This window comes from Pedobacter nototheniae (genome assembly GCF_032678625.1).
Classification (GTDB): domain Bacteria; phylum Bacteroidota; class Bacteroidia; order Sphingobacteriales; family Sphingobacteriaceae; genus Pedobacter; species Pedobacter nototheniae_A.
In genome coordinates, this window is the sequence record NZ_JAVTSO010000006.1 from 137,233 (window position 1) to 163,825 (window position 26,593).

Below are 26,593 nucleotides of genomic sequence, written 5' to 3' on the forward strand. Positions count from 1 at the left end.
TGCGGTTTTAAGGAAGGGGTTCAAAGAAGGGTTTGTCATCCTGAGTGTAAATAACTTGCCATCCTGAGTAGAACGAAGGATCTCTATTTGGATAGTATTTCATCGGATGGAGATGCTTCCTGTCGCCAGCATGACAGTGCGGTTTTAAGGAAGGGGTTCAAAGAAGGGTTTGTCATCCTGAGTGTAAATAACTTGCCATCCTGAGTAGAACGAAGAATCTCTATTTGGATAGTATTTCATCTGTTGGAGATGCTTCCTGTCGTCAACATGACAGTGTGATTTTAAGGAAGGGGTTCAAAGAAGGGTTTGTCATCCTGAGTAGAACGAAGGATCTCTATTTGGATAGTATTTCATCGGTTGGAGATGCTTCCTGTCGTCAGCATGACAGTGCGGTTTTAAGGAAGGGGTTCAAAGAAGGGTTTGTCATCCTGAATGTAAATAACTTGTTATCCTGAGTAGAACAAAGGATCTCTATTTGGATAGCATTTCATGGGTTGAGGATGCTTCCTGTCGTCAGCATAACAGTGCGGTTTTAAGGTAGGGGTTCAAAGAAGGGTTTTTCATCCTGAGTGTAAATAACTTGTCATCCTGAGTAGAACGAAGGATCTCTATTTGGATAGCATTTCATCGGTTGGAGATGCTTCCTGTCGTCAGCATGACAGTATGGTTTTTGAACATGTTGTTAAAGTAAAACGAAATTTTACTTCTTTTCTTCGTGGATGATTACGTAAACATCTTCATTATCTTTTTTCATGAAGTATTTTTCGCGGGCAAACTTTTCTGCCGTATTAACATTGGTATTCAACTCATTTAAGTCTTTCTTAACCTGCGCCGTCTCTTTTTCGAAATATTCTTTTTCTTCCTGAAGTTTGTTAGCCTGACTGCGGTATTCGTATTGAGAAAGCATGTCGTTTTTATCGAAAAACAGCATCCACATTACAAAGGCAACGGTAGCCAAAAAATATTTATTGCGGAAAAGGTCTATTAATCGTTTCATATTTTTCTAAAGAAAAAATCGTCATTGCGAGGAACGAAGCGATCTTAAAACAGATACCTTTTGGCAATATTTTAGTCTTAAGATTGATTTGTGGTTCACAACGATGTAAATGTAAATAAAAACATCCGAAGATTTTAAATCTCCGGATGTTTTACAAATAAGTTTTTCAACTTATTAACATTAATAAAGGTGCCATTATGAAGCCTTTAATAAGCTTAGAATGACCTACTCTACATTTAATTATTTCTTAGCGTATTTGAAGTTTTTGCCGATGAAACGAGCATTTTCACCTAATTCTTCCTCAATACGTAATAATTGATTGTATTTTGCAATCCTGTCTGAACGTGATGCAGAACCTGTTTTAATCTGTCCGCAATTTAAAGCAACCGCTAAATCAGCAATGGTAACATCTTCAGTTTCGCCAGAACGGTGACTCATAACAGAGGTATATCCATTAGTTTGTGCTAAAGTTACTGCATTGATGGTTTCAGTTAATGAGCCAATTTGGTTTACTTTAACTAAAATTGAATTTGCAGTATCTTCATCAATACCACGTTGTAAACGGGTTACATTGGTTACAAATAAATCATCGCCAACCAATTGAACGCGGTCGCCAATTTTCTCCGTTAATGTTTTCCATCCAGCCCAATCATTTTCGTCCATACCATCTTCGATAGAGATAATCGGATATTTAACAGAAAGATCAGCTAAATATTGTGCTTGTTCTTCGCTTGAACGGATGGCACCTTTATCACCTTCAAATTTAGTGTAATCATATTTACCATCTTTGTAAAACTCAGATGAAGCACAGTCTAATGCTAAACAGATCTGAGAACCTGGTTTGTAACCAGCAGTTTCTATTGCTTTTAATACCGTTTCAATCGCGTCTTCAGTACCGTCAAAAGTTGGGGCAAAACCACCTTCATCACCTACAGCAGTAGATAAACCTCTATCGTGAAGAATTTTTTTCAAGCTATGGAAAACTTCAGTTCCCCAACGTAATGCTTCAGAGAAAGATGGAGCACCAACTGGCATAATCATAAATTCCTGGAAAGCGATAGGCGCATCAGAGTGAGAACCACCGTTAATGATGTTCATCATCGGAATTGGTAAAGTATTAGCATTAACACCACCAATATAACGGTATAAAGGCTGACCAATTTCATCAGCTGCAGCTTTAGCAACGGCCAAAGAAACACCTAAAATAGCATTAGCACCTAAGTTACCTTTGTTTTCGGTACCATCAAGATCTAACATAATTTTGTCGATAGCGTTTTGTTCAAAAACATCAACACCTCTTAATGCTGAAGCAATTTTAGTATTTACGTTTTCAACTGCTTTTAAAACACCTTTACCTAAATATGTAGATTTATCCCCATCACGTAATTCAACAGCTTCGTATTGACCTGTAGATGCACCACTTGGTACAGCAGCACGACCAAAGGCACCTGCTTCTGTTAATACTTCTACTTCTACTGTTGGATTGCCTCTCGAATCGAGAATTTGTCTGGCATGGACACTAATTATTATGCTCATTTTATTTGATTTTTGTTGATTTTTTGTTCTGCTTAGTGTAAAAAGTACAATTACTAAGTCTAACACCAAAGTTAATATTATTTTTAAATAAATAAAGCGTTTTAAGGGTTAATGTTATCATAGTTGTTCAAGTTTAACAGATCGTTAATTTTAAGTTAATATTGATTTTGACAGCGCCTTTTGCATTGCGCTTTGCCAATAATACGGGGTTAAAATTAATTTGAAAAGCATTTGAAGTGGTGCTTCGATAAAGGTTGGTCCCGCTTTCCATTACAAGTCCTCGCTTCGGTGCGGGCTTTTCACTTCAATCGGGTTTAAATTACTTTAGGATGGGTAATTTCGGGAAGGTAAATGTCTTAGTTGAAAATTCTTTATTGCAGCACTCACAAATAAAAAAACCGTTGAATCTAATCCAACGGTTTCGCCAAGTATTTTACGTTATTTATTTTTTTGCTTCAGCAAGCAGTTCCGTGTTTAAACGTACATATTCGTCAATATTTTGTGCTTTTGCCACATCAATGCCTTGTTGTGCAGTCGCTATAGCGCCAGCTTTATCACCCATTTTTAACTGGATTCTGCCTTTCCATAACTTAAACCAGGGAGCTTTTAGATCAGATTTTTCGGCTTCAGTCATCCATTCCAAAGCTGTTTTTAAATCTTTACCCGTTTGGTAGTAATATTGAGCAGCAGCAAAATATGGCTTCTTTTCACCTTTCATAGCATCTGCAATATTGGCCATCACCTTTTCGTCAATCGATGTGGTTATGTTTACGTTAAAGGCACTGTTTTCCCACATTAAATTTAACTGAGCCGAAGTTTCTGTAACATTGGCAAACTGCATGGTAAGGGTTTCTACTTTATCTTTTAAGGTTACGGCTTTTACCTTTACGCGTAACACATCATCACTTTCTTTATAATCGTATGCTCCCCATTGATTGGCCGTTTTGTTAAAAATAATGGTCCATTCATTTTTACCCGGGATACTAAACAGTCCATATTCGCCTGCAGGCAAATCCTTGCCCTCAATTTTAACATCATCCGTAAATTTAATCCTGGTGGCAGCATTTGCACCTGTGCGCCAAACTTTATCCATCGGCTCCATACCGCCAAAAATTTTGCGGCCTTTTACATCTGGACGTGAATACACCAAAGTAATTTTGCCCAATCCAAAATCCTGAATAAGGGTTTGTCCGCTACTTGGTTGTGGTATTTTTAAGTCTTGTGCGTTTGCTAAATTGGCTCCGGCCAATAGCATAATCAGTAGTACTGTAAATTTGTTGAAGAATTTCATAGTTTATTGTTTTGGTTTCTGCTAATTTACGAAATGTGCCCTGAGTTTACTGTAATTTTTAAATACTTTATTAATATGTTTTTGGAATAATTTAAATCTCATACTCAATTTTTCGATGAAAAAATAAATTATTGAAATTAGTAAAACTGTTATTTTTTGTTAAAACTGATTACTTCTCTTAATTTCTAATTAAAAGCAATACAAATTGCTGATTTATACCATATTTTTGCATTCCCTATTTGAGTTTATATCCGTTGCACAACATTATTTCGTTCATTTGTAGTTTACAATTTACATGGTTTTAAAAGGTCTTTTGAAAAATGGTATCCGCAATTTTCTTTGCGCATTATTATTGTTGTCGGTTTTGCAAGTATCTGCACAACATAAAGTCAACCCGAAGGCCAAAGCCGAAACTAAAGATATAGATGAAAGTGAGGTGCCGGTTTTAGTAAATAAAATTGAAACTTATAATTTTATAATCGATCGGAATAAATTTTTATTGCAACGCGGTTATGATGTAAGTAAAATTGAAAAAGTACTCCCTGATATTGAAACCAAAGTAAAAGCATTTAAAGCCAGGTTTGAAAAGAGCGGCCAGCAAATGAATTTACGCAGCTTAAATAGCGCTGTAATCCTATTGAGTGAAGTTTCTGATAATTTAAATGATTACAAAACGATTCTTGCGGGCTACACTACTGAACTTGCAAAAAGTAAAACTGACTTAAAGAAAATTATCAATGATGCCGGATTGAAGGTGGCTGTAGAGGATTCGACTTTAAGAGCACAACTAACGGATGTAATTAACGAAGGCAAAAATGCCAGTGCATTAGAACAAAAAACACTGACCAAAATAAATTTGTTAAGCAGCCGGATTTCTGTAAACCTGTTGCAAACCAAAAATCTTTCTTCTGATATGCTTTATTTATCCATATCCAAGAAAATTAATATGTGGTCGCAGGAGGAGCCCCCTTTATTTAAGGCGAAAAGCGATGCGTACGAAAGTTCGTTTCTCGAAGTTATATTTAAAGCATTAGGTCGGTCGTGGAAAATTATTTTAATTTATCTATCCGCTAAAATCGGGGTTGTTGTATTAAGCCTGTTTATATTTATTGTGGTAACTGCCTGGATGATTTCTAATATGCGCAGGATCAGGAAAATGGACGATGCTGAAAGTATTTTAAGCCAGGTTAAATTTTTAAAGCGAAGTGTTGTTGTTGCATCTATAATGGGCTTTTTTACATATATCCCATTTCTTTTTGCAAACCCTACAATGTCATTACTTCATACTTTTGAAATTTTAAGACTGGCGGCTCTATGTTTTCTTCTTCCACCATTTTTAACCCGCCATGCAAAAATAACATGGTTTATCTTAAGTGGTTTATGGGTTTTTTATGCTTTGGATGATGTTCTTTTGGATTCGGCCTTGGGCGAACGCTGGTGTTTATTTATAACAGGAATCCTGCTTTTGTTGCTGTGCATTAAAATTATTAGAAACCGAACTCAACTTTTTGTACAGTTAGAGCCCTCACCAGCAACCAAGGCACTCGTTATTTTTGCGATTGTTCAAATTACACTTTCCATCTTTTTTAATTTAACAGGTCGTGTTTCTTTAGCAAAGATTTTTGGTGTAAGTGCTATTCAATGTTTAATGCTCGGTATTACTTTAAAGGTATTTTGTACCATGGTTTTGGAGGCTATTTATTTACAAACTGAAGCTTACCAATCCAGCCGCTTTTCGGATTTTATAAATTTTAAAGAGCTTCAGCATCGTTTTCAGACATATTTGTGGGTTATTGCTTCTTTGGTATTCTTCATTTCCTTTGTTAGAAATATTACTTTATACGATTTGTTGACAAATTCTGCTTCCCAGTTTTTTTATGAAACCAGGTCTATTGGCAGTTACAAATTTACTTTTGCCAGCATTGCTATATTTATCTGTATAATCTGGTTATCTTCTATCATATCAAGCTTTATTAGTTTTTTCTTCGGCCATGAAAAAGCTGTTGCCGGAGGTAAAAGAAATAGCTTAAATTCCATGATGTTGCTTATACGTTTGGCCATTTGGACTGTTGGTTTTTTAATTGCAATTGCGGCCGCCGGAATTCCGATTGACAGGCTTTCTATAATGCTGGGTGCTTTAGGTGTTGGTATTGGTTTTGGTTTGCAGAATATTGTAAATAACCTTGTTTCTGGTGTTATCCTTGCATTTGAGCGGCCAATTCAAATCGGAGATCAGATAGAGATTGGAACAAAGGCAGGTGTTGTAAAAGAAATTGGTGTTCGTTCCAGCAAAATCCACAGTGCCGAAGGTTCTGATATTATTGTTCCCAATGGTGATTTACTCTCGCAGCACTTAATTAACTGGACCATGCAAGATAGAAGTAAACGTGTAGAGTTTACCGTTGGCGTTCCTTATAATACAAATTTGGAAGATGCAAGGAAATTGATTGCAGATAAATTGGCCCTTAATGAAAAAGTTCTTCCTATACCAAAACCGGTTATTATTCTGCAAGATTTTGGTGAATATGCTATTGGTATCCGGGTTTTGCTTTGGGTGGCAGATTTAAGTGTGGCTGGTGAAGTTAGAACAGAGGCAATGATTGATGTTAAAGCTGTTTTGTCTGAAGCAGGTATTGAGCTTCAGGTTAGGCCATTGAGCTAATTTATTTAGATCACGTAATCGAAAAGGCAATAAGATCTGCTTATTTCAATTCATCCAAAACCTTGAATAGTTTTTTATTGATGCCACTTCCGCTATAATTATTAATATTAATTACAATCACATATTTATTTCCGGCAGCATCCGTATGGTAACCAGCAAATGCTGAAACATCATTTATAGTTCCGCTTTTTATTTTCATGCCATTGTACTCCGGTAATGCTTTATAAAAATCAGGATACCAGGCCTCTTTTTGAATCTGGAATAAAACGCTCGACATTGCAGCAGTAGTAACCCGATCACCAGGCGACAATCCGCTACCATCAATAATGTTTAGTGAACTTCTATCTATGCCTTTATTAGCCCAGAAATTAATTTCTGTTTCTGCACCTTTGCTTGTGGTAGCAGCTTTGCCAGATTTTAAAGCAATGGTTTTTAAAAGTGTTTCACCATAAAGGTTTATGCTTTTTTTCAAAAACCAATAAGTAATCTCGCTTAAAGAAGGAGAACTAATGGTGCTTATCTTTTGTGTAGCTGGCGGAACTGTTTGATTGTTCAGGGCTAAAAGCCTTGTTGTGGTAACTTGCTGACTAACGTTAATGCCCAAACGTTTTAAGGTGTCTTGCAAGCGGTAAGCACAGTCAAAAGCAGGGTCAGGCAAGGCAAGAGAAATTCCGGGTTTACTGATGCCCATTCCCCAGCTTCCGCGCAGATAAGCTACATTGCTGTAAGGCGGTAAAAAAGCATAGGCATTGTCGCCAGAGCCGGAACTACCGGTTTTTAATTCATTTATAATTTTAACATAAGAAGTTTCCGGGCTGGTTTTTAAGATGGCGACAGCATCATTGGTACTATTGCCAGGCTTTAAATGTACATCAAACTGATTTTCTCTCCACGCCAGCCCCGAAGTGCCGGCTCCATAATAATTTCCTATATCCTGCCAAACCCAGCCTTCCGGCGTAGTTTGCGAACCAAAAATACCATCATCACCAATAACCGCCCCTTCAATTTTTTTAATGCCAGCCGCCTTAATGGCCGCTACCCACTGGTTTAAAACTACATTTTCTTTATTTTGATAGCGGGAAGAGCCCAATGTAGGATCGCCACTGCCAGTTATAATCAAATTACCTTTTAAAACACCATCTGCAGTAACATTACCTGAATAAGCCAAAGTAGTTTGAAACTGAAAATCTTTGCCTAAAATGCTAAAAGCCGTTGCGGCGGTTATGGTTTTTAAGGTTGAAGCCGTTGCTAAACCAATTTCTTCATTTTTAGCGAAAAGTGTTTTCCCGGTATTTGCATCCAATACACAAATTGAGGCAATGGCATGTTTGGCTTGCTCATCTGTTAATAACCGGTTAAAGGCACTTTCTAATTTCTGAATTCTGCTTTGCGAAAAAGCACCTGTATTAAGCAATAAGAATAGAAATACTATAAATTTCTTGGGTATCATATATTAAGATCACTGGATAAACTAATCATCCTCTTTTTGTGGCTCACGTTCGTAAATTTTAGGATCGTCATAGGCGCATTGGAGCGCTATAATTGTACTCCCTTTCTTTAAGCTGGTGGTTACCTTATCATTTTTATCATTTACCTTAATCAGTAAAATCGTTTTATTATTTCCCGGTAAAGATTGCAGTTTTTTGAAAGCCGACAAAATTTCTTCGTCTTTAAAACTCCATTGTGTCCAATATTCTTTTTTGCTGGTACCCCAGGTAAACATTATATCTTTTGGGATGTGTTTAAAAACAGGAATGGGCTGAGGACTTTCTTTATCGAGTTTCCAGCTGGTTTGATTGTATGGGTTAACACTTAACGTTCGTAGAGATAAAAGATCCGGAAGTTGAATTTCTATTGAATATGCATATTCATCCATAACCAGTGAGGTTTGGCTTGCAATATTTATTTTCTTATTCGTTTCACTATTTCCGTAAGAACTGTTAAAAATTTCCCAGGTTTTATTTATTTGTTTTGCCTGGTATTTTCCTATTTCTATGTATTTATCCAAATCACTTAGCCAAACGGTTAGCTTCCCATTGGGTAAAACTTCAGCCAGAAATTGTAGCCTAACTTTATCGGGATTGGCTCTGGCGTAATCTATATTGTATGATTTTGTGGTATTGCGAAGCTGTCTGGCAAGGTCGTTAATCAATCTGTAAGGCAGTAAAAAGTTTCCACCATAAAATTTTCGTTCGGTATAAGAATACCAGCTAATGTCCAAACTATCGGGATAAAAAGCTTTTTCAAGCCCTTTCTCCGTATAATTTATATCATCACGTCCATTATTTAGTATTTTGTCATTATTGATGGAGTAATTCCAATGATCGGCATATGAGAAGGTACATTTCGCTACCTGGACTGTATTACCGGGCATGCTGTAAACTCCGCTCGACCACTCAAATCTATCGCCGGCACGGTAATTTTTCATTTTAACAATATTGGCTGTAATAATAAGGATTAAAATAGCCGCTAAAACTACGTTGATAATATTTTCTCTTTCTTTAAACATAGGATAAATATTAGTGCAGAAAGGCTCCAGCCAAACTTGTTAAATAAATAAGGCCAAGCATACAAAATACAAATATCACGCTCCAGATGATTAAAACAATTTTAAAAACTTTTCGATACGTTGTATGCTTATTGCTGAAGAAAAAAATAAAAATAAGCAGTACTTCAATTACAATTGGGACCGTAAAATAAGGTGCTGTTTCTGATGGATGTTCTCCCTGTGCATAGAATATTAAAATTCCTGTGGCAATACTAAAGAGCAGGAGTAAGGTTACCGGAACTCTCATAAGTTAGGATTTGCGATCAAAGCTATAAAGCCATTTTTTTAACATTTGATAATTTATAGTGGTAAACATGGTGATGCCCGCGAAAATTACAATCCAGATGTAAATAAGTTTAACCCCCGATAAATCATTTGCTAAAACTTTAAATAAAATGGTAGGGATAATGGCCACCAAAAAACAGATGCCCAAGGAAAGGATTAATGGATTTAAAAATTTGCTGATTAAAAAGGGCAGGCCAATTTTTCTCAATAGAACGGCAATGAGAATCATGGCCATTAGGCCGAAAATAATGCCGGCAAAGCCATAAATTAACACTAAATCGGGATTTTTGTTGATCTGGTTTTCGTAACCAAAAAAATGCTCAAAGTTGGACGCCATTGTACGCTTTTTGCTCAGGTGAAACAATAAATAATGGTTTAGCCTGGTAAGCCATCGCTTTAGCTAAAATTACATTAGGAAATTCCTGTATGCCTATATTATAAAGGTTTACACTGTCGTTAAAAAACTCTCTTCTGTCTGCTATTTTATCTTCCAGTTGTGAAACTCTTTTTTGTAATTCGAGGAAATTATTGTTTGATAATAATGCAGGATAATTCTCGGAAACGGCAAACAGCGATTTCACCGCCTTGGAAAATTCTGCTGAGTTTTCTATTTTTTCATTTATTGATTTTGCATTTAAAAAATCTGTTCTCAGTTTAGTCAGGTTTGTTAATAAAGCAGTTTCGTGTTCCATAAATTTACTGGCCACTTTAACCAGTTCGGGAATTTCTCCTGCACGCTGCATTAAAATTACATCGATGTTCATAAATGCTTTTTCAACATTGTTTTTAAGCATAACCAACTTATTGTAAATGCCAATAAAGTAGCTTAATAAAATTATGATAAGTAAAACGCCAATAATTAAGGCGATATTTTGTGCGCTCATTTTATTTAATTTAGAATGATGTAAATGATAATTAAAGTTATAAAAAACAAAGTAGTTAAAAATGAGGTAAGCAATGGACTAAACTTATTTCTTAATGCTACCTCACGAGGCACGGCAGCACCAAAAACTTTGTGATAGTCGTCCTTCTTGATAATGGTTTCTCCGTCGTCAGAATCTGCATAGCCAATCAGGAAGATGTAATCGTCATTTTTAAGGTAAGTTTCCGAATAACGTTTACTGCCACTTTCATTTTGACGATCAATTTTACTAATGTAGTATTCAAGCCCTTCGCCATCTACTTTTACACTTCCCGTTTCATCTTTTATTTTAAAAGAATTGGTTTTGCATTCGGTAAAAATTGTTCTCCAGCTTCTTTTTCCGTCATTATCTGTACTTTCCTGTTCAATCAGAAGTGAATACCCAATGCAGGGCTCGTTAAAATGAGGTGAAATTAAAGGTTCTATTAAAACCAAATCTCCAACTACCTCCACCACACCCATGGCAACAGCGTTCATTTTTGAAGTTGGCAATATGGCCTGAAGCTTGTAGAAATTGGTTTTTCGGGATGGAAAAAATATGGCATCTAAAACAACGATAACAGGAATTATAATGAGCAGAAGGGATAATTTTTCGATGCTGGCCAGCCACAAACCTAATGCAATGATTGTAAAAGCAGCTATACCACCTAAAATCCTTCTTAACCTGCTCTTTTTCGGGATGTTATATTTGGTGTCGAATTTTTCCTGATCTATTTTATCTTTTTTTCCTTCCTTTAAGCCTGCATAAATCATTCCTATAAAAGCAGAGATAAATACGGAAGCAAATAATATAACTAAGGCTAAGAAAGCATAACCAGGTTGTTTAATAAAAAACAAGCAAACTAATAAAGGGTTAATCAGAAAAAATATCCACTTCGGGCGTAAATTAAAATCGTATAAACCTGTAAAAATTAGGGTATGAAAAAGCGCAATCCCACAGCTAAAAGCCATTAAAAACACCAACGTTGGGTAGTCTACCTGCTGCTTGCTAAAGAAATCAAAAAATTCATTCATCAGTTTAGGATCAAGTTTAAGAACGGAAAATCAGGTCAACCTCTGGCGAAAACATTTTTCTTATTGCAGCTCTTTGCTGATCGGAAATGGGGTTATTCGAAAGCTTTATGCTAAATAAATTCTTCATTCTGCTAATCTCGAAAGGTAATTCTGTTAGTTGATTATTGCTTAAATCTAAAGATTTTAAATTTTTAAAATCCAGCACCTCATAAGGAAAACTGGTCATATTCTGGTTAGATAAATTCAAAATATATACTGCATCAGGGTTTAATTTTGCTTCTTGAAGGGTTTTAAATTCGATTGCCTGCGCCTGCATTTTTTTCTGATTTCCCATAAAAAGCCCAAAAATGGCTAAAATAATTACAGCAATAAAAAATATACATAAAAAAACAGCCCACATGGGTGCTTCATCCTGTTCGTGGGTAAACATTCTCAGGTATATAAAATATGCCATACCGCCAACGAGAATTAAAAATAAACTGCCGAAAATAATAAACAGTATAAAACGGACAATTGTCCAAAATAATTTATAGTTTTTATTTTTTACCCCATAAATGATTGTTGCAATCAGCACGACCCAGAAAGCAGCAACTGCCATCTGGATTTTGGGTGTTCCGCTTTCGAAAAACTGAAAGCTAATCATTACTGGAAATAAGATTATTAATCCGATTATTAAAGCTGCAAAACCGACAGACAGGCATCCAGGGTTTTCAGTTTTCCCTTTTTTTAGCCATCTATAAGCCAGGAAAATAGAAATAATAATTGTACCGAAAAATAAATAGCCGGCTGGAGTGATGGAATAGAGGAGCGGAGTAGAACTCATTTAATTAATTAAGATTTTTCTAATGTAGAATTTGGTTTAAAGTACAAGTTAATAACAAAAAAAAAGTGATGCTGTTTGAGCATCACTTTTTTAACAGGTTTTAGTTTTAAACTAATTCTTTCTGTAATAAATATTCTGCAATTTGTACTGCATTGGTTGCCGCACCTTTGCGCAGGTTATCCGCAACAATCCAAAGGTTTAAAGCTTTAGGTGCGGATTCATCTCTGCGAATACGGCCTACAAAAACTTCATCTTTTTCATGCGCATCTTTAGGCATTGGATATTTTAGGTTGGCAACATCGTCAACTACAATAATGCCCGGAGCCTTTTCTAGGATGCTGCGTACTTCTGCTAAATCAAAATCGTTTTCAAATTCTATATTAACAGATTCTGAGTGGCCGCCCATTACCGGAATACGAACTGTAGTAGCGGTAACTTTAATGCTGTCATCGCTCATAATTTTATTCGTTTCCTTAACCATTTTCATTTCCTCTTTGGTGTAACCATTTTCCATAAAAACGTCAATATGAGGCAATACGTTAAGGTCAATTTCATAAGGATAAGCTTTTGGTCCATCAACACCGTTACGTTCGTTCATTAACTGTTCAACAGCTTTAACACCAGTTCCCGTTACCGATTGATAGGTAGAAACGACCACACGTTTAATTTTATATTTATCGTGTAAAGGTTTCAACACCACTACCATTTGAATAGTAGAACAATTTGGGTTGGCAATAATTTTATTATCGATTGATAGTTCGTGTGCATTAACCTCCGGAACAATTAATTTAATGGAAGGATCCATGCGCCATGCAGAAGAGTTATCAATTACAGTGGTTCCGGCTTCTTTGAAACGCGGTGCATGCTCTAAAGAGGTTGTACCACCAGCAGAAAACAGCGCAATATCCGGCTTCATGCTGATTGCAGTATCCATGCTAACGATTGGGAACTTCTTACCCTTAAAAGTAATTTCCTTACCAACACTCTTTTCTGACGCCACGGGAATTAACTCTGTTAAAGGGAAATTTCTTTCCTCCAATACTTTTAACATAACGGTACCAACCAAACCGGTTGCACCTACTACTGCTACTTTCATTTTTAAATTTTAATTTTTATATTAGTTAAACATTTGATATAAGCCCAAATATGCTAAAAAAATTGCTTATATCCCTATTGTTACTCTCTAAAATTGCACATTCCCAGGTTACGGATCATTTTGATGATGGTGATTTCTCCCAAAATCCCACATGGCTTGGCGATGCAAATTCTTTTAAGATTAATGGCGTCAGGCAACTGCAGTCTTCTGGGCCGCAACTGGCCTCACAAACCATTTTCCTTTCTACTGCCAGCCAGCATAGTTTAAATGCGAAGTGGGAATTTTTTGTGCAGCTGAATTTTGACCCTACAGCAACCAACCTGACCAGGATTTACCTACTATCAGATCAGCCGGATTTAAAGACTGCTTTGAATGGTTATTTTGTACAAATTGGCGAAACGGGCAATGCAGATGGCTATCATTTGTACCGGCAAACAGGTGGTACCATAACCAGGATTATAGGCGGGGCACCAAAACCCAGGGCAAACGCAAGTGTATTATTGGCAAAAGTTAAGGTTACCCGGGATGAGACAGGAAATTGGGCCTTGTACACCGACATTACCGGTGGAACCAATTTTAATCTTGAAGGCAATGTTAACGACAAGACCTTTACCAATGCTGCTTTTATGGGCATATATTGTAAATATGCAACGGCCTCAAGATTTAATCAATACATTTTTGACGATTTTGAAGTAGATGACCTGATCCCTGATGTTACTCCTCCAACTTTGAAAAATTTAGCTGTAGCAAGTGCCTCAAGCCTGGATGTTTCTTTTTCTGAACCATTAGATAATTCGACTGCGTTGTTGACTGATCACTATAATTTATCGAATCAGGGGCACCCGGTAAAGGTTGAAGTAACTTCTTTAGCAAATACTTATCGGCTGACTTTTTCTTCGGCATTTGAAACTCAAAATTATAGCTTAATTGTAAACGGCGTAGCGGATAAAAAAGGGAATATCATTGCATCAAATAGTTCAATTAATTTCTTTTACATTAAACCTTATACTGCTCAATACGGGGATATTGTGATTAATGAAATATTTGCAAACCCAACAGGTAATACGTCTTTACCGCAAAAAGAGTTTGTAGAACTCTGGAACACTACAAATGAATATATTTTAACAAAGGGCTGGAAATATGAAGATCAAACTTCGGCTTTTGTATTTCCTACTGACACTATTAGACCGAATCAGCATCTTATACTTTGTGCAAAGGCCGATACAACCTTATTTAAAACCTATGGAAAAACCATTGGGCTTTCTCCGTGGCCAAGTTTAAATAATGATCGCGATGTTTTGACCCTTACGGATGCATCTGGTGTTGCCATTGATAAGGTGGCTTATTCAGATAGATGGTATAAAGACGATACGAAGAAGAAGGGAGGTTTTAGTTTAGAGTTAATTGATCCGAAAAACGTTTGTACAGGCATTCAAAACTGGATGGCAAGCAATGATGCAGCAGGAGGTAGCCCGGGAAAACCAAATTCGGTTTACCATGCGCAAATGAGTGCCGAAATTCCAAAACTACTTCACGCAGATATTAACGATAGCGTAACTGTATTTGTTCAGTTTTCTAAAGCCGTTGACAGTTTATCTGCATCCAAAATAATAAATTACTCTATAAACAATGGCATCAGAATTCCTGTTGGTGTTAATGTTCCGGGCCCTTTATTTAATGCTGCTGTTATAAAATTTGCATCACCTTTAACAAGAGGAGTGGAGCACACGCTGCTTATTGAGGGCGTAATTGATTGTGCAGGGAATTTAGTTGCTGCTCCTGATAATACCGCGAAATTATTTATGGCTAAAAAAATTGGTGTTAATGATCTTTTAATCTCAGAAGTTTTATCTAATCCAAAAGTAAATGGAGTCGATTTTATAGAAGTTTACAACGCTACAGACCACGTGTTGGATTTAAAAGATTTACAGCTGGCAAATGTTGATGCAGCTGGCAAGGTGGCTAATGTAAAAACAGTCTCTGTTACCAATCTTTTAATTCCTTCAGGTGCTTATTGGGTACTAAGTAATAATTCCGATCGGGTGAAAACTGATTATTTTAGTGAATATCCTGAACATTTTACACAGTTGGGCAGCATGCCCGTGTACAATAATGATAAAGGAGCAGTGGTTTTACTGAGCAATAATTTAACTATAGACCGCTTTGATTACAATGCTAAAATGCACATCCCGTTATTGCAAAATGCGGATGGCGTATCTTTAGAGCGGGTTTCGTTTACGAAGGGAGCTAATGAGGATGGAAATTTTAAATCTGCCGCAGCATCGGTTGGTTTTGCCACTCCGGGTTATAAAAACTCTCAGGAACTTAATGGTGAAGAAAGTTACGTAAAACTTCTATCTAAAACCTTCTCACCAGATCATGATGGCTTTGAAGACCTGCTTCAGCTTGATTATCAGCTTACAGAAAATGCAAACTTAGCCACTATTAATATATTTACAGATAAGGGTATTTTAGTAAAGAAGCTAATGCAAAACCAAACTATTGGCACCAAAGGAACTGTATTTTGGGATGGTTTGAACGAAAATGGCCAGCTTGCCAATATTGGAATTTATGTTGTAACCTTTGATGTTTTTGATTTAGGCGGAAGTACCAAGCGGCACAAAAATACCTGCATATTGGCCGCTAAATTAAATTAATTATCGGATTGATATTAAATTAGATCAATCCGATAATAAGGCTTTTAGGCTAAATTTGCTTTAATATAAGCACAACTTGCGGCAACCGATCCCATAGGGTTAGGTTTGTAATTGGTTTCATGCTCTACAAAGAAATGCTCCATTCCTGATAGTTGAGTCTCGGCAAAAATAGTTTTAAAGTCGATAGAACCTGTTCCAACTTCAGCATTAAGCGCCGGATTAGTCTTGTCCATATCTTTTACGTGCCACATTGGGAAACGGCCCGGATATTTTTTAAATAAAGCTAAAGGATCATTGCCCGAACGAACCACCCAATATAAATCCATTTCAAAATTCACCAGGTTTTTATCTGTTTCACTCAAATAAACATCATAACCCGTGGTGTCGTCAATTTTTTTAAACTCGAAATCATGGTTGTGGTACGCAAACTTTAATCCGGCAGCTTTTGCAATTTCAGCAACTTTATTAAAATCGTTCGCTGTTTTCTTAAAACCATCTAAACCTTTGCTCATATCTACATGTGCGCCCGCAATGGTAAAATATTGGCCACCAATGGCTGCTGAAGATTCGATATCTGCTTTTAATTTATCTGTTTTTCCGGTTTTTGAAAATTCATCCATACCGTAATGTCCGCTTGGAGCCTTTAAACCGTTTGCATCCAATAGTGCTTTAAATTCTTTAGGTGTTAAGTTCCAGAATTTTCCATTAGAAAAACCGTAAGTTTCTACCTCTTGATATCCGGCCTGCGCCACTTTTTCGATGATGCCTTTTACATCTTTTGGTAATTCATCTCGCAAGCTGTACAGCTGTAAACCAACATTTTTAGTTACCTTATTAAAGGCAAAAGAAGGCATTAACAGTGTGGCCCCAGCCACTAGTCCTGCTTGTTTTAAGAATGTTCTCCTGGAATTCATTATTTATTAAGTTTAAATAATTTCTTTTTTAATGTAGGCACAACTCGCAGCAACCGATCCCATAGGATTTGGTTTATAATTGGTTTCGTGCTCTACAAAGAAATGTTTCATACCTGAAAGTTTTGCATCTGCAAAAATGGTTTTAAAGTTAATAGAACCTGTTCCAACTTCAGCGTTAAGTGCAGGGTTGGCCTTGTCCATATCTTTTACATGCCACATGGTAAAGCGGCCCGGATTTTCTTTAAATAATTTAATCGGATCGTTACCCGAACGGACTACCCAATATAAATCCAGTTCAAAATCAACCAGGTTTTTATCCGTGTTTTTTAGTAGAATTTCGTAACCTGTAGTATCACCCTGTTTTTCAAATTCAAAATTGTGGTTGTGGTAAGATAGCCTCAAACCAGCATCTTTACACATTTTTCCTGCAATGTTAATTTTCTGGGCTATTTTTTTATAGTCGTCGGCACTTTTTCTAATGTGCTCATCCAACCATGGAATGGTTACGTATTCACTTTTTAATATTTTTGCAGCAGCAATAGCGGCTTTGAGTTCGTCTGTGTTTCCATCAGTCAGAAAAGTACCTAAACCATAATGACCGCTAACTGCTTTTAAGCCGTTATCGTCTAAAATTTTCTTTAACTGGGCAGGTGTTAAGCCCCAAAATTGATCTTTAATAGAGAAACCATAAGTTTCTACTTCTCCAAACCCTGCCTTTGCCACTTTTTCCAAAGTACCTTTAACATCTTTAGGGATTTCATCTCTTAAAGAATAAAGCTGTAAACCCACTTTCCTTTTTACAGCTGCAAAAGCCAGTGAAGGAATTAAGAATGCAGCCGCCGTAGCCATACTGCTATTGATTAAAAAACTTCTTCTTGATAGCATATTTTTAAGTATTAAATGTCGCAAATAGATATAGCCTTTTTTAATGAAGCTAATTTATCTGCATTTTTTGGAATAAATTCTTGAGCAACAAAACCTTTAAAGCCGGTTTCGGCAATGGCTTTCATTATTGCCGGATAATATAATTCTTGCGTTTCATCAATCTCATTACGTCCGGGAACACCCGCGGTGTGATAATGCGCAATGTATTGATGGTAATTTTTGATGTTGTTAATCACATTGCCTTCATCAATTTGCATGTGGTAAATATCGTATAACAGTTTAAAGTTTTCAGAACCCAGCCGTTTTGCCAGTTCAACACCCCAGGCAGTGGTATCGCATTGGTAATCTTTATGGTCTACTTTACTATTAAGCAATTCCATAACCAAAACTACATTATGCTTTTCGGCCAATGGCATTAATTGTTTTAAACCCTGTACACAATTGTCCCAACCTGTTTCGTCGCTTTTGCCTCTTCGGCTGCCGCTGAAACAAATCAGGTTTTTATAGCCTGCTGCCGCAACCAAAGGAATCATGGCAGAATAATTTTTGATTAAGGTTTCGTGAAATTTGGTATCATTAAAACCATCAACTAAATTAATTTCAGCACCATTACACATGGAAGAGGTAAGACCATACTTTTTAAGTGTGGGCCAATCCTTCGGACCAACTAAATCAATGCCTTTCAGGCCTATTTTTTTTGCTTCAGCACAAAGCGTATCTATATCTAAACTGCTGAAACACCATTGACAAACCGAATGGTTTATGTTTCCTTTTAGTTTTGCCGTTGATTTTATATCCTGTTGATCCATTGCCAATGCCGAAAAGCCAGATGAAACACTTATTGCGGCAGTTCCTGCAAGGATGCTTTTTAAGGCTGTTCTTCTATTTAGGTTAGATTTCATTATGCTGCTTCTACTTCTGACTTTGTTTTATCATTAAATAAAACAGCAAAAAGTAAGAAAACTATTGCTGCAATACCTGCCGGAATAATCCAAACCATTTTCCAGTCTATCCCTGAAGCTGATTTGTAGGTGTCTGTAATCTGACCAGCTACTTCAAAACCGATTAACATACCTACGCCATAAGTAGCAAGTGTAATTAAGCCCTGAGCAGAACTTTTATATCTTTCTCCAGCTTTAGAATTGGTGTAAATTTGTCCGGATACAAAGAAAAAATCATAACAAACGCCGTGTAAAGCAATTCCAATAATTAACATAAAGCTTAAATCTGTTCCGTTTCCGTATGCAAATAATGCATACCGAACTGCCCAGGCCAGCATGCCTACCAGGATTGTTTTCTTAAATCCGAATCTTGCGAAAAACACAGGAATAAATAAAAGGAACAGGGCTTCAGATACCTGACCGATCGCCATTTTTCCAGTTGGATTTTCTACACCTACATTGGTTAAAAACGGATGGGCGTTTTGGTAATAAAAAGCAAGTGGAATGCAGATTAAAATTGAAGAAATAAAGAATATGGCAAAGTTTTTATCCTTTAAAAGTTTTAATGCATCGAAGCCTAATAGATCACCGATTTTAATTTTTTCTGATGAAGCAATTTTTGGTGGCGTTTTAGGTAAAGTAAAGCTAAATAAACCTAAAACTAAAGAGGCTATGCCCGCCAAAAGAAATGTGTTTTTTAACATGCCTGATGAAACACCTTCAGGAGAATCCCAGTGAAATAAGAAACTGATGGCGAGGCCGGCTAAAATCCAGCCGATGGTACCAAATACCCGGATGTTTGCAAATTCTTTCTCAGGATCTTTCATTTGATTAAATGAAACTGAATTGACCAATGCAAGTGTTGGCATAAATAAAATCATATAGCCTAAAACGTAAGGATAAAATACGCTTACATTTGTTGCATTATACATTTGGTACATTAAAACTGCTCCAATAATGTGTAGCACACCCAGAATTTTTTCAGCATTAAAATATCTGTCGGCAATTAAACCAACAATAAAAGGGGCAATAATGGCACCCCATGATTGCGTTGAAAATACTGCTCCTGTTTCGGAACCAGATGCGGTTAAATTATTTCCAAGAAAGGTTCCTAAAGTTACAAACCAGGCGCCCCAGATAAAAAATTCCAGGAACATCATGGCAGAGAGTTTAAAACGAGTGGTGGTATTCATTTGGTTAGTTATTATGTAAAATGGAAGTGGTAAGAGGGGTGATGGAATTTAGATTGCCATTTTACATCTTACTTCGTTTGTTTTAAAAAAGCCCGATGTAAAAGGATAGAAACACGCCCTCTTACATCAGGCATTAATTTTATAATTCTTTAATCACGATGTTTTTGAACCAAACTTCATCACCATGATCCTGTAATGCAATTTTTCCGGTTTTATACGTTCCGAAACCTTCCCAGGTGGCAAATTTACTTCCAGCAATTAAGGCTTTCCAGTTCTCGTCCCACATGGTGGTATTAACTGTTTTAACGCCATTTAACATTAAGGTTAATTTGCCATTTTTACTGATAATTTCAGCTGTATTCCATTGGCCAACAGGTTTAACCGGCTCGCTATAACTTTTAATTAAATCATACAAATCTCCTGAGCGGTGTTTGGTTATTTTTCCGTCCGGGTGCCCATCATTGTCAAGTACCTGCATCTCTGGTCCTGTAGAATAGGTTGCATGAAATTTAGGGTCTTCGTGAACAAAGAAGATAATGCCACTATTTGATTTAGGAGCAACTTTCCAATCTAATTTTAAATGGAAATTCGAATATTCCTGATCTGTAACCAGGTCGCCACCACCGTCCTGGCCTTTTTTAGCGGGATCCAGGTGTAAAGCACCATCTTGTACCTGCCATGCGCTTCCAACAGTTGTTTTGTTATAGGTATGCCAGCCTGTGGTCGTTTTACCATCAAATAAAGGTTTAAAACCTTTTTGTGCTTTGGTTATTTGAGTTACTGCAAGCAAAATGCAGGCAGAAAGAAAGATTTTTTTCATGTTTTTTGTTTTCGTCAGTGACAGGTATAATTATTAAAGCGTTAAATTATTCCAGCCTTTACGGTATTCGCGTTTAACAAACTGGTTGGCTTCATCAAAATTGGTAATCTTCATATTATCATTATCCCAGAGCATTTTCATATATCTGCCAGGATAAGCATCTTTTCCGTTAACCGATTTTTTAATATCAAAACTTCTGATGGCTAAATTGGCCATTAATAAAGCTTCGGTAAGCGGACCAGCAATTTCGAAAGGAGAACTTACTTCCTGTTTACCATATCCGGCAATAGCCGCCTCTACCCATTGTGCATAATGCCCATCAGCAGCGCCTTTAACACGTGCATATTTTTCAGGCACTTTAATGTCTTTATTTCTGCTTAAAGGCAATAATTTTGGATTGGCACTGTAGGTTTCACTCATCATTTTACCTTTTGTGCCGATAAATAATGTTCCGTTACCACCATCACCAAAAGTTTCATTTGCTTCTAACTCTTCAGGGCGTTCGGGCTGTATACCACCGTCCATCCAATGCAAGGTTACATCACCTTTGGTTTTATTGGTTTTAGGGAATTTTAAAGTTACATGGCTTGATGGAGGGCAACTTTCAGGGAAATAACCGCGTTTAAATTCATCAACATAAACAGAACCTACACTGGCTTCAACTTCTTTAGCATATTTTAAATTTAACACACTAAAAGGAGCTTCAATTAAATGGCAGCCCATATCGCCCAATGCTCCGGTTCCATAATCCCACCAGCCACGCCAGTTAAAAGGAACTAACTTGTCTACAAAATCCTTTTCGGGTGCTGTACCCAGCCATAAATTCCAGTCCAGTTCTTTAGGGATTTCGGCTTTAGTTGCCGGCCAGGGAATACCTTGTGGCCACACCGGACGATTGGTCCAGGCATAAACTGTATGTACATCGCCAATTAATCCCGCTTCGTACCATTCTTTCATTTGTCGCGGGCCATCATTTGAAGCACCCTGATTACCCATTTGAGTAACCACCTTATATTTTTTTGCTGCTGCTGTTAAAATGCGCGCTTCGTAAATGTCGTGCGTTAAAGGTTTTTGAACATAAACGTGTTTGCCCAATTGCATGGCAGCCAAAGTTTGGATGGCATGGTTATGATCTGGTGTGGATACAGAAACTGCATCAAAATTTTTATGTTCCTTATCGAGCATTTCTCTCCAGTCTTTATAATATTTAGCTTTTGGAAATGCTTTTACACTATTTGCTGCACGGCGATCGTCTACATCACATAAAAAAGCAATATCTGCCTTGCCACTTTTGGCAAACATGGCAATATCACTTTGTCCTTTTCCACCCACACCAATACCGGCAACTAAAAGGCGATCGCTTGGCGCTAAAAATCCTTTTCCACCCAATACATGGCGTGGAACGATCATAAAGGCTGCTGCAGCAATTGCACTGGTTTTAATAAAATCACGGCGGTTACCCGTGTTTTTATTTTCTTGCTCTGTTTTCATATTTAGGGAAGTTTATATCGGTTATCTGTTTTTATTTTTTTAAAGATAAAATATATTTAACCATCAATTTAGCGTCGTCCTTTTTAACGGTAGGGTGGGCAGTCATAGGCATGCTTCCCCAAACACCTGTACCACCTTTGATAATTTTATCAGCCAGGTAATTGATGTTTTTTTCATTGGCCGGATACTTTTTAGCAATTTCAATATATGCAGGGCCAATAATTTTATTCACCTTGTTGTGGCAACCGATACAATCAGATTTGTTGATTAATTTTTCGCCAGCTGACATTTGAAATGCATGACTGTTTAAGGTTGATGTAGCAATAACCGTTTTCTCTTTTTCTAAATCTGCCTTTGAAAATGACGCCATAAATATGACTACAGCGCCTAAAATTAAAAATGTTTTTTTCATCTGTGTTGTGTTTTATTGATATTCAAGCTTGCATAAGCAAAAATGTTTTGTTAGCTGTTGCTTATGCAGGTTTTTATTTGTGTATTGTTAATTTATAGTCCTAATATTTTTTTATTAAAAGCGCTGTCACTTCCTGATGCCGCAAAATCGTCAAACGCCTTATCAGTTACATTAATGATGTGGTTTTTTATAAACTCGGATCCCTCACGGGCACCATCTTCCTGATTTTTAATGCAACATTCCCACTCCATTACTGCCCAGCCTTTAAAATCGTATTGGGCAAGTTTGCTGAAAATGGTTTTAAAATCTACTTGTCCATCTCCAGGCGAACGATAACGGCCCGCACGGTTTGCCCAGCTTTGGTAACCCCCAAAAGTACCTTGCTTACCAGTAGGATTAAATTCAGCATCTTTTACATGAAATGCTTTAATGCGTTCATGGTAAAAATCGATGTATTGGATATAATCCAGTTGCTGTAATACAAAGTGAGATGGATCGTATAATAAACAAGCCCTTGGGTGGTTATTAACAGCTTTTAAAAACATTTCATAAGTTTCGCCATCAAATAAGTCTTCTCCAGGATGTATTTCATAACAAACATCTACTCCGCATTGGTCAAATTCATTTAAAATGGGCGTCCAGCGTTTAGCCAGTTCCGCAAACCCCTCTTCTACCAAACCTGCCGGGCGTTGCGGCCACGGATGGAAGTACTGCCATAATAAAGAGCCACTAAATGTAGCATGTGCATTTAAGCCCAAATTTTGAGATGCCTTTGCCGCATATTTTAATTGTTGAATGGCCCACTCGGTTCTTACTTTTGGATTTTTATGAAGTTCTTTTGGTGCAAAAGCATCAAACAAATCGTCGTAAGCTGGGTGTACAGCAACCAACTGTCCTTGTAAGTGGGTAGAAAGCTCGGTAATTTCCAGGCCGTAAGAAGCAATGGTTCCTTTTAATTCGTCGGCATAGGTTTTACTCTCTGCCGCTTTTTGCAAATCAATAAACCTGGTATCTAAAGTAGGCATTTGAATGCCTTTAAAGCCTAATCCAGCGGCCCACTTACAAATATTATCAAGGGAATTAAACGGTGCTTCATCACTTATAAATTGTGCTAAAAATACCGCAGGTCCTTTTATTGTTGTCATTTTTATTTAGATTTTAAAGTCTAACCATTTTTGGTCTGATTTTCCTGAGGCAATTACATTTTCTATAAAAGCCATACCACGCACACCATCATCTGCACCTGGAAAGTCAAGCATTTCTGCAGTAGCTTCCCTGCCTTCAAGTTTTGCAGATAAAGTAAGGGCAAAGTTTTTGTACAAATTGGCAAAAGCCTCTAAATACCCTTCAGGATGCCCGCCCGGCGTACGCGTATTGAAAGAAGCTGCCTGATCTAAATAGCTACCCCCTGTACGGTAAATCTGTGTGGGTGCTTCCAGCCACTTTACCAATAATGTATTGGGTTCCATCTGATGCCATTCCAGACTTCCTTTTTCGCCGTAAACCTTAATTTTTAAAGCATTTTCTTCTCCCGCTGCAATTTGCGAAGCCACTAAAATTCCATTGGCACCATTATCAAATTTCAATAATACATTTCCATCATCGTCCAGTTGCCTGCCCTCTACAACAATATTAATATCGGCACAGATTTTAGAAATTTTTAAGCCTGAAATGTATTCAGCAAGTTGTGCCGCATGCGTACCAATATCGCCCATACAACCACTAATACCACTTTTAGCCGGGTCAGTTCGCCAAGCGGCCTGCTTATTGTCGTCTTTTTCTGATAAAGTACTTAACCAGCCCTGTGGATATTCGACCATTACTTTTCTGATTTTTCCGAATTGCTGGTCGGCCACCATTTTACGGGCCTGCTTTACCATTGGATAGCCGGAATACGTATGGGTAAGGCATAAAATTAAACCCGTTTCAATTACCTTTTGCTGAAGTTTTTTGGCTTCCTCCAAGGTAAGTGTCATTGGTTTATCGATTAAAACATTAAAGCCATAATTCAGGGCCATCATTGCCGGTGCAAAATGTGCAAAATTTGGAGTAACAATGCTTACAAAATCCATCCGTTCGCCAACAGGGAAACTGCTTTCAGTTTTTATCATTTCTTCATAAGAACTGTAGCATTTGTCTTCGGGTAGAAACAAATCTTTTCCCGATGCTTTGGATGTTTCAGCATTGGAGCTAAATGCGCCGCAGTGTAATGTTATTAAACCATCTATATTGGCCGCAATACGGTGAACGGCGCCTATAAAAGCGTTTTTCCCACCACCGATCATGCCCATTTTCAATTTTCTTTTCATACAATATAGGGTTTAAGGTAAAAGGTGGAGTAGGGTAAAGGGATAAACCCAAAAATCCTGCCGCCTTTTACCTTAAACCTTTTAGATATTCTTTTTCTTTAATTCTTTAACTGCGTAATCTGCCGCACGTGCAGTAAGCGCCATAAAGGTTAATGATGGATTTTGGCAAGCGATAGAAGGCATACACGATCCATCTGTAACAAACACATTGTTTACTTCATGCATTTGATTCCATTTATTTAAAACCGATGTTTTAGGATCGTTACCCATTCTGGCTGTACCCATTTCATGGATCGCCATACCCGGATAACAACCTGCATCGTACGTTTTAATGTTTTTCATGCCCGCTGCTTCAAGCATCTCTGCAGCATCGTTCATCATATCAACACGCATTTTTTTCTCGTTCTCTTTATATTCACAGTCGATAGCCAATACAGGTTGGCCCCATTTATCTTTTTTAGTTTTATCAATGTAAACCTTGTTTTCATAATAAGGCAACATTTCACCAAAACCGCCCAATCCCATCGACCATTTTCCTGGAGTCGTCATTTTTTCTTTAAGATCAGCACCGAAAGAAAGTTCGGCAACATCATTTTGCCAGTTACTTCTGCTTGCACCGCCCTGATAGCCAAAACCACGTAAATAATCGCGCTTATCATTACCAATGTTTTGATACCTTGGTACGTAAACACCATTTGCACGTCGGCCATAAGTGTATTTATCGTCAAAACCTTCAGCGTCGCCTGAAGCACCACAACGGAAATGGTGATCCATCAAGTTGTGCCCCAATTGCCCGCTTGCATTGCCTAAACCATTTGGATGGGCTTCTGAAGTAGAATTTAATAAAATGAATGTTGAACCTAAAGTAGAACCATTAACAAAAACAATTTTGGCATAAAACTCCATTGTTTTGTTGGTTTGCGCATCAATAACCATAACACCTTTGGCCTTTTTAGTATTCTTATCGTAAATGATATGATTAACAATTGAATATGGTCTTAAAGTAAGACGCTTAGTTGCCATTGCTGCTGGTAAGGTAGAGGATTGCGTACTGAAATAAGCACCGAACGGACAACCGCGGCTACATAAATTTCTATATTGGCAATTTCCACGGCCTTTGTGTGGTACGGTTAAATTGGCTACGCGACCAATGGTAATAATTCTTTCTCTTTTATAATGTTCTTCCACACGGGCTTTAACTGATTTTTCAACGCAGTTTAAATCCATTGGTGGTAAAAATTGTCCATCTGGGCAGGTTGGCCAGTTTTCATTCTGACCACTGATGCCAGCAAAGCGCTCCGCATAATCATACCATGGCGATAATTCTTTATAACGCACAGGCCAGTCGTTACCATGACCATCTTTAGCATTATCTTCAAAGTTATGATCGCTTAAGCGGTAACTCTGACGGCCCCACATTAATGATTTGCCACCCACATGAAAACCACGATACCAGTCGAAGCGTTTATCCTCCGTGTATGGACATTCCAAATCGTTTACCCACCACTTTTCAGTTGCTTCATTGTAGGGGTAATCTCTTTTTTGCACAGGGTGCGTCCTTTTCATCTCCTCCGTTAACTTGCCTGCGTGCTTAATGTCCCATGGGTTTTTCATGGCAGAATCGTAATCTTTAATGTGTTCTATGTTCATGCCTCTTTCCAGCATTAAAACACGAAGGCCCTTTTCTGTTAGTTCTTTTGCAGCCCAGCCGCCACTAATCCCCGATCCTATAACTATAGCATCGTATGTGTTTTCTGCTTTTAAATTTGTATTTAAATTCATGATGTTTTGCTCGAA

General features: G+C 37.4%; 23 protein-coding genes. 2 read left to right on the forward strand and 21 right to left on the reverse strand.

Annotated elements, in window-relative coordinates:
• Window positions 1–700: 700 nt before the first annotated feature.
• The 3 genes from R2Q77_RS17205 to R2Q77_RS17215 form a co-directional block, all read right to left on the reverse strand.
• Window positions 701–997, reverse strand: coding sequence for an FtsB family cell division protein (locus R2Q77_RS17205; RefSeq protein WP_316804963.1), 297 nt, complete (start codon window positions 995–997; stop codon window positions 701–703).
• A gap of 240 nt (window positions 998–1,237) precedes the next feature.
• Entirely contained in the window at window positions 1,238–2,533 is a 1,296-nt protein-coding gene (gene eno / locus R2Q77_RS17210) for a phosphopyruvate hydratase (protein WP_316804964.1), read from the reverse strand.
• A gap of 442 nt (window positions 2,534–2,975) precedes the next feature.
• Window positions 2,976–3,824 (reverse strand): DUF2911 domain-containing protein, encoded by an 849-nt coding sequence (locus R2Q77_RS17215; protein ID WP_316804965.1) that lies wholly within the window; start codon window positions 3,822–3,824, stop codon window positions 2,976–2,978.
• A gap of 295 nt (window positions 3,825–4,119) precedes the next feature.
• Here R2Q77_RS17215 and R2Q77_RS17220 point away from each other — a divergent pair, with 295 nt between their 5' ends.
• A complete protein-coding gene (locus R2Q77_RS17220) occupies window positions 4,120–6,486 on the forward strand; it encodes a mechanosensitive ion channel family protein (RefSeq protein WP_316804966.1) in 2,367 nt (788 codons plus the stop codon).
• A 40-nt stretch (window positions 6,487–6,526) separates the two neighbouring features.
• Here the strand turns inward: R2Q77_RS17220 and dacB are convergent, their stop codons facing one another.
• From dacB to R2Q77_RS17260, 8 genes are all read right to left on the reverse strand, one after another.
• Window positions 6,527–7,936 (reverse strand): D-alanyl-D-alanine carboxypeptidase/D-alanyl-D-alanine-endopeptidase, encoded by a 1,410-nt coding sequence (gene dacB / locus R2Q77_RS17225; protein WP_316804967.1) that lies wholly within the window; start codon window positions 7,934–7,936, stop codon window positions 6,527–6,529.
• 21 nt (window positions 7,937–7,957) lie between these two features.
• Window positions 7,958–8,995 (reverse strand): DUF2931 family protein, encoded by a 1,038-nt coding sequence (locus R2Q77_RS17230; protein ID WP_316804968.1) that lies wholly within the window; start codon window positions 8,993–8,995, stop codon window positions 7,958–7,960.
• 10 nt (window positions 8,996–9,005) lie between these two features.
• The gene (locus R2Q77_RS17235) at window positions 9,006–9,281 is read right to left on the reverse strand and encodes a hypothetical protein (RefSeq protein ID WP_316804969.1); all 276 of its coding nucleotides are present in this window, start codon (window positions 9,279–9,281) and stop codon (window positions 9,006–9,008) included.
• A 3-nt stretch (window positions 9,282–9,284) separates the two neighbouring features.
• On the reverse strand, window positions 9,285–9,656 hold the full coding sequence (locus tag R2Q77_RS17240; RefSeq protein ID WP_316804970.1) for a hypothetical protein: 372 nt from the start codon (window positions 9,654–9,656) through the stop codon (window positions 9,285–9,287).
• Window positions 9,640–10,203, reverse strand: a complete 564-nt coding sequence (locus tag R2Q77_RS17245; protein WP_316804971.1) for a LemA family protein — start codon at window positions 10,201–10,203, stop codon at window positions 9,640–9,642. Before R2Q77_RS17245 ends, R2Q77_RS17240 begins: the two co-directional genes overlap by 17 nt.
• A gap of 5 nt (window positions 10,204–10,208) precedes the next feature.
• Entirely contained in the window at window positions 10,209–11,255 is a 1,047-nt protein-coding gene (locus tag R2Q77_RS17250) for a hypothetical protein (protein WP_316804972.1), read from the reverse strand.
• Window positions 11,256–11,271: 16 nt separating this feature from the next.
• Entirely contained in the window at window positions 11,272–12,078 is an 807-nt protein-coding gene (locus R2Q77_RS17255; RefSeq protein ID WP_316804973.1) for a leucine-rich repeat domain-containing protein, read from the reverse strand.
• Window positions 12,079–12,184: 106 nt separating this feature from the next.
• Window positions 12,185–13,174 carry an aspartate-semialdehyde dehydrogenase gene (locus R2Q77_RS17260; protein ID WP_316804974.1) on the reverse strand — a complete coding sequence of 330 codons (990 nt, stop codon included), beginning with the start codon at window positions 13,172–13,174 and terminating at the stop codon, window positions 12,185–12,187.
• 50 nt (window positions 13,175–13,224) lie between these two features.
• On the opposite strand from R2Q77_RS17260, the gene R2Q77_RS17265 reads away from it, so the two are divergent.
• Window positions 13,225–15,831 (forward strand): lamin tail domain-containing protein, encoded by a 2,607-nt coding sequence (locus R2Q77_RS17265; protein ID WP_316804975.1) that lies wholly within the window; start codon window positions 13,225–13,227, stop codon window positions 15,829–15,831.
• Between the two features lie 44 nt (window positions 15,832–15,875).
• Here R2Q77_RS17265 and R2Q77_RS17270 read toward each other — a convergent pair whose 3' ends face one another.
• From R2Q77_RS17270 to R2Q77_RS17315, 10 genes are all read right to left on the reverse strand, one after another.
• Window positions 15,876–16,745, reverse strand: a complete 870-nt coding sequence (locus R2Q77_RS17270) for a sugar phosphate isomerase/epimerase (protein ID WP_316804976.1) — start codon at window positions 16,743–16,745, stop codon at window positions 15,876–15,878.
• Window positions 16,746–16,757: 12 nt separating this feature from the next.
• Window positions 16,758–17,630 (reverse strand): sugar phosphate isomerase/epimerase, encoded by an 873-nt coding sequence (locus R2Q77_RS17275; RefSeq protein ID WP_316804977.1) that lies wholly within the window; start codon window positions 17,628–17,630, stop codon window positions 16,758–16,760.
• A gap of 11 nt (window positions 17,631–17,641) precedes the next feature.
• Window positions 17,642–18,532: a hydroxypyruvate isomerase family protein gene (locus tag R2Q77_RS17280; RefSeq protein ID WP_316804978.1), complete on the reverse strand. Its 891-nt coding sequence runs from the start codon at window positions 18,530–18,532 to the stop codon at window positions 17,642–17,644.
• Entirely contained in the window at window positions 18,532–19,764 is a 1,233-nt protein-coding gene (locus tag R2Q77_RS17285) for a nucleoside permease (RefSeq protein WP_316804979.1), read from the reverse strand. Before R2Q77_RS17285 ends, R2Q77_RS17280 begins: the two co-directional genes overlap by 1 nt.
• A 139-nt stretch (window positions 19,765–19,903) precedes the next feature.
• Window positions 19,904–20,584, reverse strand: coding sequence for a DUF1080 domain-containing protein (locus R2Q77_RS17290; RefSeq protein WP_316804980.1), 681 nt, complete (start codon window positions 20,582–20,584; stop codon window positions 19,904–19,906).
• Window positions 20,585–20,617: 33 nt separating this feature from the next.
• Entirely contained in the window at window positions 20,618–22,075 is a 1,458-nt protein-coding gene (locus R2Q77_RS17295; protein WP_316804981.1) for a Gfo/Idh/MocA family oxidoreductase, read from the reverse strand.
• Window positions 22,076–22,106: 31 nt separating this feature from the next.
• A complete protein-coding gene (locus tag R2Q77_RS17300; protein WP_316804982.1) occupies window positions 22,107–22,487 on the reverse strand; it encodes a c-type cytochrome in 381 nt (126 codons plus the stop codon).
• A gap of 92 nt (window positions 22,488–22,579) precedes the next feature.
• Window positions 22,580–23,632: a sugar phosphate isomerase/epimerase gene (locus R2Q77_RS17305; RefSeq protein WP_316804983.1), complete on the reverse strand. Its 1,053-nt coding sequence runs from the start codon at window positions 23,630–23,632 to the stop codon at window positions 22,580–22,582.
• Between the two features lie 6 nt (window positions 23,633–23,638).
• Window positions 23,639–24,796, reverse strand: a complete 1,158-nt coding sequence (locus tag R2Q77_RS17310) for a Gfo/Idh/MocA family oxidoreductase (protein ID WP_316804984.1) — start codon at window positions 24,794–24,796, stop codon at window positions 23,639–23,641.
• A gap of 81 nt (window positions 24,797–24,877) precedes the next feature.
• Window positions 24,878–26,578, reverse strand: coding sequence for a GMC family oxidoreductase (locus tag R2Q77_RS17315; RefSeq protein WP_316804985.1), 1,701 nt, complete (start codon window positions 26,576–26,578; stop codon window positions 24,878–24,880).
• Between the last annotated feature and the right edge of the window lie 15 nt (window positions 26,579–26,593).